The 12107-nt window shown below is 61.3% G+C and carries 10 protein-coding genes and 1 tRNA gene; all 11 read right to left on the reverse strand.

What is annotated here, in order from left to right:
- Positions 1-36 precede the first annotated feature (36 nt).
- A tRNA-Ser gene (locus LCF59_RS16830) sits at positions 37-126 on the reverse strand.
- A 548-nt stretch (positions 127-674) separates the two neighbouring features.
- Positions 675-1049, reverse strand: a complete 375-nt coding sequence (locus tag LCF59_RS16835; RefSeq protein WP_292288781.1) for a hypothetical protein — start codon at positions 1047-1049, stop codon at positions 675-677.
- Positions 1049-1777, reverse strand: a complete 729-nt coding sequence (locus tag LCF59_RS16840; RefSeq protein WP_292288782.1) for an alanyl-tRNA editing protein — start codon at positions 1775-1777, stop codon at positions 1049-1051. The genes LCF59_RS16835 and LCF59_RS16840 overlap by 1 nt, the downstream gene beginning before the upstream one ends.
- A complete protein-coding gene (locus tag LCF59_RS16845; protein WP_292288783.1) occupies positions 1774-4161 on the reverse strand; it encodes a DUF3772 domain-containing protein in 2388 nt (795 codons plus the stop codon). Before LCF59_RS16845 ends, LCF59_RS16840 begins: the two co-directional genes overlap by 4 nt.
- Complete coding sequence (locus tag LCF59_RS16850; RefSeq protein ID WP_292288784.1) at positions 4158-5192, reverse strand: cysteine synthase A; 1035 nt, start codon at positions 5190-5192, stop codon at positions 4158-4160. Before LCF59_RS16850 ends, LCF59_RS16845 begins: the two co-directional genes overlap by 4 nt.
- Positions 5193-5245: 53 nt before the next feature.
- On the reverse strand, positions 5246-6385 hold the full coding sequence (locus LCF59_RS16855; protein ID WP_292288785.1) for an NUDIX domain-containing protein: 1140 nt from the start codon (positions 6383-6385) through the stop codon (positions 5246-5248).
- Between the two features lie 6 nt (positions 6386-6391).
- Positions 6392-6832, reverse strand: a complete 441-nt coding sequence (locus tag LCF59_RS16860; protein WP_292288786.1) for a TrgA family protein — start codon at positions 6830-6832, stop codon at positions 6392-6394.
- 1 nt (position 6833) lies between these two features.
- Complete coding sequence (locus LCF59_RS16865; RefSeq protein ID WP_292288787.1) at positions 6834-8042, reverse strand: cyclopropane-fatty-acyl-phospholipid synthase family protein; 1209 nt, start codon at positions 8040-8042, stop codon at positions 6834-6836.
- A gap of 154 nt (positions 8043-8196) precedes the next feature.
- Entirely contained in the window at positions 8197-9612 is a 1416-nt protein-coding gene (locus LCF59_RS16870) for a deoxyribodipyrimidine photo-lyase (RefSeq protein WP_292288788.1), read from the reverse strand.
- A gap of 229 nt (positions 9613-9841) precedes the next feature.
- Complete coding sequence (locus tag LCF59_RS16875; RefSeq protein ID WP_292288789.1) at positions 9842-11041, reverse strand: aminotransferase class V-fold PLP-dependent enzyme; 1200 nt, start codon at positions 11039-11041, stop codon at positions 9842-9844.
- Positions 11042-11162: 121 nt separating this feature from the next.
- Positions 11163-12107: BCCT family transporter (locus LCF59_RS16880; RefSeq protein ID WP_292288790.1), on the reverse strand; the 945-nt coding region annotated here is incomplete at its 5' end.

The following is a 12107-nucleotide window of genomic DNA, read 5'->3' on the forward strand; positions in this document are numbered from 1 at the left end:
GCAGTCGGATCGGGAGAATGCTTTCACAAGGGCAAGTGGCGGAGCGGAAGGGATTCGAACCCTCGAGACGGTTTCCCGCCTACACACTTTCCAGGCGTGCGCCTTCGACCACTCGGCCACCGCTCCGCTGCATGGTTTAGAAGAAAGCCGCTGGTAGATGCAAGGCGATTGTTGAGAGTTTTGAACACAGAGTTTGTCCTATGCGGATCGGGACTCTTGTGCGACGCGGACGGCACCTGGCCAAGCGGGACAAGGCTCTGCTCGGACTTGGCCAAGGGCGCCCGAAACATTCACGCGCAGGGCTTCGCAGATCGGTCGTTTTGCCCCGATGACAAAGGTATCCAGCGCGGCCCGCGCACCGCCGTGCCTGCAAGGCGCCACGACTTTCCACCCAGCCATGCCCCGCACGGTGGGTTCCGCAGCCTTTTTCGTCAGACGGATGCACCTGTCCAAGAGGCGTGGAGCGACGGCCTGCCAAGACCCGTCTTTTTCGAACACGGACCCCTTGCATCGGCAACCTTGCGCGTGTGGGCAGGTTTGGGCAGTTTGCCCGCTGCCCGTCATGGCGGGTGTTCACGAGAGGGCAAGACGGGCCCTGGCGTGCGGGATGGCGCGCCTCGGCCCCCCGCAGGACGACCTTGAAGGTCGAAAACAGTTTTCACGCGCCCCCGCGCCTATCGATTTCGCAAGTGCAGCCAAACCGCAAGGAAAGCGGTCGCCAGCAGGGCCTCGACGGCAGCCGCGGCGAGGATCGTCGGGCGCGCGACGCCGGTCAACCAGGCGTGAAGGCCGGTGGCGGCGACGGCGAGGAATGCAGCCGCGGCGATCAGGCTGAGATCCAGGAGAAATCGCTCTGACGCGTGGGTCCGGGCCAGGACCAACACGGTCCCCATTGCGAGCACGACAGGGGCGAAGCGGCGGGCGGGAAAGTCCATTCCCGCGGCGTAATCCACCGCGTAGAGCGACACATAAGCCTGCGGCGCGAAAAGCAGAACCAATCCCACGGCGATCAGGAACCCGCCGGTCAGCAGGAACAACCGACGATGCATCACCTGTCCAGCGAGATCGAGACGCGGCGGTTCTGCTTGCCCTTGTTCTCGATCTTGCCAAGCAGGATGCGGCCGATCTCGCCAGTCCGCGCGACATGGGTTCCGCCACAGGGTTGCAGATCAACCTGGTCTCCGCCGTCGCCGATCGCCACCAATCGGACGTTGCCACTGCCGCGCGGGGGGCGCACCGACATGGTTTTCACCAGCGACGGGTTCGCATCCAGATCGGTCTCGCTGATCCAGCTGTCCCGGACCACAAGGTCCAGATCAATCAGGCGGTTCAACGCACCCTCGACAGCATCGCGATCTTCCGGCGGCTCTGGCATCATGAAGTCGAGACGTCCGCGCCCCGTGGCGATCTGACCGCCGGTCACCGGTAGGGGAATCACGACGGAAAGCAGGTGGAGCGCGGTATGCATGCGCATGTGATTGTGGCGGCGGTCCCAGTCGAGCCTCTGGTGGATACGGGTTCCGACCGGGGGCAATCGGGCCGGTTCGGACGGAACCAGAACGCTTGCGCCGCCCTCGCCTTTCACGGTGGTCGCGATGGCGACTGTCTGACCCTGCCAATCGATCCAGCCATTGTCACCGGGCTGGCCACCGCCAGTCGGGTAGAACACCGATTGATCCAACACGACACCGCCTTCGCTTGTGTGCGCCACAACGTGGCCCGTGCAATCGCGGGCGTAAGGATCGGAAAGGTACAGCGGTGTAGAGTAGTCTGTCACGAGGGAACGTCCTGTGTGTCATCGCCATGGCGATCGCCGCGGCGGGGCGCGCTCGATACGGCATCCGCCCGGCCTTGCAATGTTTCGGGGTTGCGCAACCAGATATCCCGTTGCGCGAAGGGAATCTCGATTCCTTCCTTGCGGAAGGCTTCGGTGATCAGGTGGTTCATCTCGGTGCGCACCACAAAAAGCTGGGTCACGTCGCGCAGGATCATCCGCACATCGAAATCGAGCGAGTCCGCGCCGAAGCCTTTGAAATGCACGAAAGGTTCGGGATTCATCAACACCATGTCGTGGTTGCGGGCGATCTTGTAGAGGATCTCCTCGACCTTGCGGGTATCGGTCCCGTAGGCGACCCCGACATCCAGAACGAGGCGGCCCAGGATGTTGTCGCGGGTGTAGTTGGTGACCGAATTGGACACCAGGTCCGCGTTTGGTACGATCACTTCGGTCCGGTCAAAGGTCTCGATCCGAGTCGAACGCACCGAAATGTCACGCACGGTGCCATGCTGGCCGTTCACCTCGATCCAGTCGCCTTCCGAAATCGGGCGTTCGATCAACAGGATGATCCCCGACACGAAGTTTTGCACGATGTTCTGCAGACCGAAACCGATACCGACAGACAGCGCCCCCGCCACGAAGGCAAGCGCGGTCAGGTCGATCCCGGCCGCAGTGACAGCGATGACCGCCGACAGGAAGATCCCCAGATAGCCGGTGCCCGACACGATGGCCGTTTGCCCACCCTTGTCCAGCCGGGTCTTGGGCAGCACCGACCCGCGCAGACCGCCTTGCAACAAACGCGTCAAGACGTAGCCGATGACAAACACCGCCGCGAAGGTCAGAAAATCCGTGGGCGAAATCTGCGTCGCCCCGAACGAAAACCCGGCCTGGAAGCGCGCCCAGACCTCTGTCAGATCGGCCACCCGTGCGCCCCAGATGAGCGCGAGGACCGGCACTGCAATCGCCGTCAGGAGGCTGCCTGACAGCACGGGAAGCAGGCTCTGGCTTTCGTCCAGCGGCACGCCGGTAATCAGGTGGTAGACGTCCTGGATGAACCGCTGACAGATCAGTAACACGGCAAACAGACCAAGTGTCAGGATCGTCGGAAAGATCAGCGCCTCGGCAATGTTGAAATAGCCGATCGCCGACAGGATCGGCCCGATCACGCCAACCACCATCGCCGCCTGCCCGGCTAGCCGGGCCAGCCGCGACGGGAACGTCAGCGACGCGCCACTATCGGTCGACTCTTCGCCTGTGTCGGTGTCGGACGTACCTGTCTTGCGCAGGATCTGGCCCAGCCGGAACAGGATCAGGCCGCACAGCACGTGCACGACGAACCCCATGACCGCGCGGGCTTCGATCTCCCATTCGTTGACGTCCACGAGATAGGAGAAAAGCATATTGACCGCGAGAAGCCAGGACAATGAATTCACGTAATACCGCGCCTCGGTCCGCCTCTGCTGGGACAAGGTGATCGTGGTCACGTCGTCTTCTTCCGAAAAGGTTTCAGCCGCAAGCCAACGGGCAATCAGGACCACGAACAACATGGACGGCAAGCCAAAGACGATGGATTGTCCGATTTCGCCCAGAAGGCCGCTGAGGCTGATCGCGAAGAACAGAAGAAATGCCCCGGCCACTGGCAGCAATACGCGCAACAGGCCCAGCAACACACTCCAGACGCCCGTGCCGCGCCGTGTCTTTCGACGAAGCCAGCTTCCCATACGGTCGATATATTTCGGCGCACGGAAGACAAGCAGCAGCGCGGCGCCCACCGACAGAAGGATCGCCGGAAGCTGATCCATCAGCACTTGCCGCGCCGTCGCTTTTGACCAATTCGAGGTTATTTCCTCGGCGACGTTGTAGAACGGGCGCACGAAGCTTGAGACCGCAGGGGCCCAAAGACGTGGATCAAGCGGGTTGGCATTGCGTTGCAGCAGGCGTTCGGTCTCCCGCGTCCGGATCATGTCGTCGACGGCCTTGATCAACCCGTCCGCGCGATTGTAGGCCTCCCTGGCGCGCAGGGTTGGCGCTTCGAGCTCGGCAATCCGGGACTGAAGTTCGGCGCGGCGTTCTGAAATCTCCGCGGATTCTGCCCCGTCTTCAAGCGGTGCTCCCAGCGCGTCGAGCTGCGAGCGTAATGTGGAAATGCGCGGATCTTCCTGCGATTGCCGAGCAAGCAGGCGCTCGCGATACGCGGCCAGATCGGACCGCAACGCTTCCAGCGCCTCGGTCGAGGCACGGTCGCGTGCAATTGTCTCTTCGGCGCGTTCGGCCACCTGCTGCCAGGAGTCGTAGTCGACCGCTTCGCTTTGCGCGAGAGCCGGACCGACGGCGACAAGACACAGGAGAAGTGCCGCGTGGAAAGCCGCCAGGAAACGCGTCATACGTCCTCGAAAACCGTGGGAATATCCACTGGGGCCGCGGCCATCCAATCCGGAACCGGCAGACCCTTTTCACGCAGGAAATCAGGGTTGAACAGCTTGGATTGATAGCGCGTGCCATAGTCGCACAGGATCGTCACGATTGTTTGGCCCGGCCCCAAATCCCTGGCCAGGCGCATCGCCCCGGCGATGTTGATGCCCGACGATCCACCAAGGCACAGCCCCTCTTCGGACAACAGATCGAACACGATGGGCAGCGCTTCTTCATCGCGGATTCGGTAGGCGACATCGGGTTTGAAGCCTTCGAGGTTGGCTGTGACGCGCCCTTGGCCAATCCCTTCAGTGATCGATCCGCCTTCGGATTTGAACTCTCCGGTGGTGTAATAGGAATAAAGCGCGGCCCCCATGGGATCGGCCAGCCCGATCTTCACGCCCTTGTGCTGAAGCGCCTCGGCCACCCCTGCCAGCGTGCCGCCGGAACCCACGGCGCAGATGAAGCCGTCAACCTTGCCATCCGTCTGCTCCCAAATCTCGGGGCCAGTGGTTTCCACATGCGCCTGCCGGTTGGCAACGTTGTCGAACTGGTTGGCCCAGATCACACCCTTGTTGCTGCGTCGCGCCATCTCTTCGGCCAGACGCCCGGAATAGCGGACATAGTTGTTCGGATTCTTGTAGGGCGCCGCCGGGACTTCGACCAATTCCGCCCCTGCCAACCGCAACATCTCCTTCTTTTCCTGGCTTTGGGTTTCCGGGATCACGATGATCGTCTTGAACCCCATGGACGCCCCCACCAGCGCAAGCCCGATCCCGGTGTTTCCGGCAGTGCCTTCGACGATCGTGCCACCCGGGGTCAGATGCCCCTTTTCAATGGCATCCTTGATGATGAACAGGGCCGCGCGATCCTTGACCGACTGGCCCGGATTGAGGAACTCGGCCTTTCCCAGAATGGTACATCCCGTCAGCTCGCTCGCCTTGCGCAGCTTGATCAATGGAGTGTTGCCGACAGCCTCGGCCAATTCGCCCGCAAATCGCATGGTGCCCCCGTCAAATTTGGTTTCCAATTGTGTAGGCGTGCAGTGCCGGGAACTCAAGCCGAGGCGCGCAATCGGTCGCGTTCCGCCGCCAGCCAATACAGCATCATGACAAGCGGTCCGGCGTTGATTTCGCCGGTGCCGACCAAGTCCATTGCGCGTCCGTATGGCATGACATGACTGCGAATATCCTCGTGCTCCGAAGCCAGACCGCCATTTGAAGTCTTGAATTCAGAAAGGTCTGTAACGCCGAGAAAGCAATGAAAAAATTCGGTTGAGTATCCGGGCGACGCATAGACGCCGACCATCGGCTCAAGCTGTCCAAGGGTCAGAGCCGCTTCCTCCATCGCCTCTCGACGCGCGGCATCGGCCGGGTCTTCGCCCGCGTCGACCAGCCCCGCGATCGGTTCCAGCACCCAAGGGCGCGGATCCTCGCGCCACAAGGGTCCAAATCGCAACTGTTCGATCAGCAAGATGTGATCGGTTTTCGGATCATAAGGGAGCACCAGCGCGGCGTCATAGGCAACGAACGCCTCGCGCGAAACGGTGGAACTGCGGCTGCCATCAAAGCGCCGATGATTTAACTGGAACTCTGCCAATTCGAAGAAACCGCGATATCCTTCGCCCCGCGCAGTGATTGCGACATCGCCATCCTGCGGCGTGAAACGAGACGTGGTGGGCGCCGCAGTCCGCCGCGCCAGCATTCGCGACCAATGCCGCGCCATCAAAAACGGGTGTAAATTTGCCGCCGTTTCCGCATCGTACCGTGCCCGGCGGGCCATCACGTCGCGCGCCGCGCCGACCGCCATGTCCCCCCAAATGCGGACCCAGTCCCGGAGATGCCACTCTGCGCCGCGTGTCTGCTTCGAGGCCATGGGGTAGAAACAGGCCGCCTTGCGCACCTGCCCGTCCACGTCGATCTGCACATCGCTCAGATGATAGGAAAACGCGCCTTCGTAATATCTTAGCCGTTCTTCCTCATCTTCGCTGACATCCCGCAACATCACGCCTTGGGCCATGACCCCGGCGGATTTCTCGATCATTGGATAGGCTTCGTCGCGCACCCAGGACACGCGATGATCCGGCAGGACCGCATCGCTCAGCCGGGGATGCAGCGTGCCCGGGGCAACGCCCAGCACGGCCTCGAGAAGAGGCACGTGACGCAGCGTGCCGTAGAAAAAGAGAGACAGGGCCAAGATCGATTATTTCCAATGCCGCGCAGCGTATTCCGAAAAGTAGCCTGTCAGCACCGCGCCGATCAGGAATGTAGAGATCATCATCGGGTTCAGCAAAAGCGCACCGTATTCGACACCAACCTCGAAAATCGCGGCAAACGCCTCGACGGGTCCATCGAACCGGCGCTTCATCGACAGGTTGAACATCTCATAGCTGGCATGCAGGATCAACGCCCAGAAGATCATCGCGCCAACGCCGGTCAAGCCGTTGGCAATCGCATCGCGCGTGCCACGCCCGGCGCGCTTGCCCACGACGATCCAGCCAATCACTGCGCCGATCGCCGCATTGTATTGCGAGAACCGACCGAAATTCGTGAGTTCCGGGACCAGTGTCTTGACCAGTTCGGAAGAAAGATACCCCAAGGCCGCCAGACAGAGGGCTGCAATGGCTTTGGCGGCGGTTGGCATGTCAAACAGGTCTCGTGATCGTGATCTGGGTTACATCACAGTTTCCGCTAAGGAAGGTCGCCGCGCAAGAGGTCAGATAAAAATTCCACATTCTGCGGAACCGGTCATCGAAGCCAAGATTGGCAACATGATCCCACTTTTCATTGAAGGTTTCGTGCCAGCGTCGCAGGGTCTGGCTGTAGCTTTCCCCGAATTCGATCGACCGCGCGACCTGTAGACCGGCGCTTTCGATTTCCTCGCGCAGCACTGTCGGGCTCGGCAGCATGCCTCCGGGGAAGATGTATTTCTGAATGAAATCGACACCCCTATTGTAGACATCCCAGCGCGCATCCTCAACCGTGATGATCTGAAGCGTCGCGTTCTTGCCCGGTTTCAGGCACTCCTTCACGGAAGAGAAATAGGTCGGCCAGTACCTCTGTCCCACCGCTTCGAACATTTCGATCGATGCGATCCCATCATATTTGCCGCGCTCATCGCGATAGTCCTGCAACTTGAAGGTCACCAGGTCCGACAGTCCGGCTTTCTCGATTCGATCAACGGCGAACTTGTATTGTTCCTCGCTGATAGTGAGACCGGTCACGCGCAACCCGCGTTCCCTGGCGGCATATTCGGCAAAACCACCCCAGCCGCATCCGATTTCGAGCACGTGATCACCCGCCTGCGCGCCCATCTGGTCCACCATGCTGGCATACTTGGCAGTCTGCGCCTTTTCGAGGCTCTCCTGACCCGTTTCGAACAGGGCCGAGGAGTAGGTCATCGTATCGTCGAGCCACAGGGCGTAAAAGTCGTTGCCCAGATCATAGTGATAGCTGATGTTCCGTTTTGCCTGCCGCTTGGAATTGGACTGCAACCAGAACCGGAGCTTTTCGTACATCTGCAACAGGTTCTTGCCGGGAAAACTGTCGTAAACCTCGTTGTTGTCGCCATGCACGAAATCCATGAACGCCTGCAGGTCCGGCGTGCTCCACCACCCTTCGAGATAGGCGTCGCAGAACCCCAGATCGCCATCCCGGATCAGGCGGGCGAACAAGTCGTCATTGTGCACATGCACTTCTGCCACCGGTCCCGGTTCGGCACCATCCGCGCGAAATTTGCGGCCATCCGGCAGGATGAAATCCACGCGCCCCTTCCGCAAACGATCTGCCATCGCGAACACCTGGGTGAAGTAGCGTGGCAGGTTGGGCTGTTTGTCTGTCGAACTCAGGATCATGCGCGCCATCCGCTGTATGTATTTCGGGGGGTACTAGCCGCAGCCACCATGGCAAGGCAAGTTTTAACGCAACATAGGCCCTGCCCGCAAAAGGCAACGAATAACATGCAGATATGGGTCATGTCACCACACCGGCCGTCACGAGAGCCGCGGCCTAGAAATCGCGGTTTTCGTAGGCAGACAAGGCGCGCTTGCGCCCCTCGTCCGGTGTGACGATCGGATCCGGGTAGCTGTCATCGGGGGACATTGACCAGGATCGCGGGATCGCCTTGAAATAGCTCAAGGCATCCGGGTGCGCGGTCTCATACTCTTCCGCGATCCAGCGGCTGACGTAGTCGCGCTCCTTGTCAAACTTGTCCAGCTGCGTCACCGGATTGAAAACGCGGAAATAGGGTGTCGCATCCGGGCCCGATCCCGCAGACCACTGCCAACCCATCGCGTTGGAGGCCGGATCCCAGTCAATCAGGCAGTCATCGAACCAGTCCATTCCGATTTTCCAGTGACACATCAGATGTTTGGTCAGATAGCTTGCCACGATCATGCGACCGCGATTGTGCATCCGGCCGGTCACGTACATCTCGCGCATCGCGGCATCGACAAAGCGCACGCCCGTCCGGCCCTGCTTCCACGCCTTGACCTCTTTCTTGCGCTCATCCTCGTTCCACGGAAAGGACGCCCAGTCCTCGCGCCAGTTGTCCGACAGGATGCGCGGTGTGTGCCACATGAGGTGATAGGCAAACTCGCGCCAGACCAACTCCTTGAGAAAGGTCTCGGCCCCGGCCTTGCCGTCTTGCATCGCCCGTTGGCCGGCGTGCCAGCATTGCGATGGGCTGATTTCCCCCAGAGACAAATTCTCTGACAGGTTCGATGTGCCGTCCGCGCCCGGAATGTCGCGCATGCTGTCGTAATCGGCGACCTTGGACGCCATGAAAGCCCCAAGTCGCGCCTGCGCGGCTTTTTCGCCCAGTTGCACGAAAGGTCGGACAAAATCGGCCCCCCGATCCATCGCTGCGCCAAGCGCCCAATCCGCCAGCACCTCGCCACGGGGCCATGCCTGGGGCGCGGGCAAGGCGGGCGGCGCGGCCAACGGCTCTTTTACGATCCGGTCCCGCACCGATTTCCAGAACGGTGTATAGACTTTGTAAAATTCGCCCTGCTTGGTCTCGACGGTCCACGGCTCGAACATCACGTGTCCGGCAAAGCTTTCCGCCGCGATGCCCGCGTCCTTCAATGCGGCCTTCACGTCCTTGTCGCGATCCACCGATGCCGGGTCATAGGCCCGCTGCCAGTACACCGCGCCCGCGCCGGTTTCCTTGACCAGCGCCGGGATCACCTCGCGCGCATCCCCGGACCGGAGGATCAGGCGGCTGCCCTTTTCGGTCAAAGCCTCGGCCAGGCATTCGACCCCCAATCCCAGCCGCCATTTCGGGGCCGCCCCCAGACCGTCCACCACGGCGTCGCGCAGGAAGACCGGGATCACCGGCCCGCCGCGGGCCGCGGCGGCTGTCAAAGCCGCGTGATCGCTCAGCCGCAGATCGCGGCGAAACCATACCAATGTGGGTGATGTCATGCCCGAGCCCTTTTCTGTTGTCCGTCGCGACGTAACGGCCCAACCTCAAAGGTCAAACCAATTGCCGCTCTTCCGGGTTTCCAAGTTGCCCCAAAAGCGGTCGTCTGCCACGCGAGGCTTGGCGACCCGGAGCACGTTGCGCAAACCGGTCAGCGGTGCTGCGCACCCCGGACGAGGTTGGAAAACAGGTTGGAGGCAGTCGCGCGATAGCAGAAGCTCGCGACCAATTCTAAAGAACTGCGTCCAGCGCCTCGATCACCTTGGTCACTTCGGCTTCGGTCGTGTAATGCACAAAGCTCAGGCGCAGCACGCCGTTCCGCATGTCGACACCCATCGCGTCCAATGCGCGCACGGCATAGAAATCCCCGCCTCCGCACATGATACCGCGTTTCGCCATCTCTGCCGCAACCTCGGCGCCCGGTCTGTTCAGCGCCAGCGCCACCGTGGGCGCGCGCGACGTGGCCTGTTCCGGGCCAATGAGCCGCACCGAATTGCGATCCTTCACCGCGTCAAGCAACGGTTGCAACAACCGCACTTCATGATCGCGCATGAGGTCATGCGCCCCGCCTGCTGCAACGCCGTGATGCGCGCCAAGAGCGTCCATGTAATCCACCATGCCAGCGCAGGCCGCCACCTGCGCATGATCAGGTCCGGCCGGGGTGAAGCGCTTGTAGAGCGTATCCGCATTGAAATAATGCGCCTGATTGGGCAACAGCTCTCCCAAGGCACGCCGCATCACCATGATCCCCTGATGCGGACCATAGGTCTTGTAGCTCGAAAACAGGTAGATATCGGGCCCCATCCCGCCCACATCGGCAAAGCCGTGCGGTGCATAGCTGACGCCATCAACACAGACAAAGGCCCCCGCGGCATGGCAAAGCGCGGTGATCTCCAGCACCGGATTGATCTCGCCGACCACGTTCGAGCAATGCGGAAAACAGACCAGGCGCACCTTGTCATCCAGCAGGTTTTCAAGGTCCTTGATGTCGAGATGCCCGGTATCCGGATCAATTCGCCACTCTCGGACCTCGATGCCGTCATCGGCCAGACGCCGCCATGGTCCGGTATTGGCCTCGTGGTCCTGGTTGGTGACGATGATCGCCTCTCCGGGCTGCATGAACTGCCGGAACGCCTGGGCGAGAACATAGGTGTTTTGCGTCGTCGACGGTCCAAAGCTCAGCTCGTCGGCCTCTACCCCCAAAAGCGCGGCCAGCCGTGTCCGGGCCTCGTCCATTTCCTCGCCCCCAAGGCGTGACGCGTCATAGGGACCATAGGGCTGCACCTTGCGCGCGCGGTAGAACCGCGTCAGGCGGTCGATCACCTGTGTGCAGGTATACGACCCGCCAGCGTTTTCAAAAAAGGCCTGCCCCCGGAGCGACGGCTCCGAAAAGGCCGGGAACTGCGCCCGTACGAAATTCATATCCAGCATGTCGCTCTCCTCACCCCGGTGCTGTGCATATCAACCGCGCGCGACCAGCAGCGTCAAGGCCGCGCACGAAAAAGGCCCCGGCGCAGCCGCGCCGGGGCCTTATGCGAAAGTTTCGGTCAGGTCATCGTTGCTCGCTCGCGAGTCCTTTCCAGATCGCGTAGCACATCACCAGAAGCACCAGCGTGAACGGCAGGCCCGTCGAGATCACCGCTGACTGCAACGACGCAAGCCCGCCGCCAATCAACAACACGATCGCCACTGCGCCCTCGAAAATGCACCAGAACACCCGCTGCGACACCGGCGCATCAACCTTGCCGCCCGCGGTGATCGTGTCGATCACGAGGCTGCCGGAATCCGACGAGGTGACGAAGAACACGATCACGAGCACGATACCCATGACAGAGGTGATGGTGGCCAATGGCAGTTCCGCAAGCATCTGGAACAGCTTCAGTTCGAGCGGCGCATCCAGCGCCCCGGTGTAGCCATCGGCAACAACCTGGTTGAGCGCCGTACCACCGAAGACGGTCATCCACAGGATACAAACCGTTGTCGGGATGATCAGCACGCAAATGAGGAATTCACGCACCGTACGGCCCCGGCTCACACGGGCGATGAACATGCCGACGAAGGGCGACCAGCTGATCCACCACGCCCAGTAGAAGGACGTCCAGCCCTGGCTGAAGTTCACATCCTCGCGCCCGAACGGATTGCTCAGGGCAAACAGGTTCTGGAAATACGCCCAGATACTGTCAAAGAACAGCGTGATCAGGAAGATCGGGCCACCCACGAAGAACACGAAGAGCAGCAGCAGTGCAGCCAGCCCCATGTTGATTTCGGACAGCACCTTCACACCGCCGTCAAGGCCACGCACCACCGAAACCAGCGCCACCGCAGTGATCGCCGAGATCAACAGGACCAGCAGAAGCGGGTTGTTCTCGACGCCGCTGTCCGCGCTGTTGCCATAGGTGATCCCGAGGAAAGCGCGTGTGCCGTCTGCCGCGTCGCCCGAGCCGAAGAGGAACGTCAGGCCCGACGCCGTTTGTTTCGCACCAAAGCCCAGCGATGT

This window comes from Marivita sp., from assembly GCF_020055675.1.
Lineage (GTDB): Bacteria > Pseudomonadota > Alphaproteobacteria > Rhodobacterales > Rhodobacteraceae > Marivita.

Bases quoted from the DNA above. Each gene is read 5' to 3' on its own strand.
- LCF59_RS16845 (WP_292288783.1), bottom strand. From the start codon at position 4,161: ATGACGCGTTTCCTGGCGGCTTTCCACGCGGCACTTCTCCTGTGTCTT.
- LCF59_RS16865 (WP_292288787.1), bottom strand. From the start codon at position 8,042: ATGATCCTGAGTTCGACAGACAAACAGCCCAACCTGCCACGCTACTTC.
- LCF59_RS16860 (WP_292288786.1), bottom strand. From the start codon at position 6,832: ATGCCAACCGCCGCCAAAGCCATTGCAGCCCTCTGTCTGGCGGCCTTG.
- LCF59_RS16850 (WP_292288784.1), bottom strand. From the start codon at position 5,192: ATGCGATTTGCGGGCGAATTGGCCGAGGCTGTCGGCAACACTCCATTG.
- LCF59_RS16870 (WP_292288788.1), bottom strand. From the start codon at position 9,612: ATGACATCACCCACATTGGTATGGTTTCGCCGCGATCTGCGGCTGAGC.
- LCF59_RS16875 (WP_292288789.1), bottom strand. From the start codon at position 11,041: ATGCTGGATATGAATTTCGTACGGGCGCAGTTCCCGGCCTTTTCGGAG.
- LCF59_RS16835 (WP_292288781.1), bottom strand. From the start codon at position 1,049: ATGCATCGTCGGTTGTTCCTGCTGACCGGCGGGTTCCTGATCGCCGTG.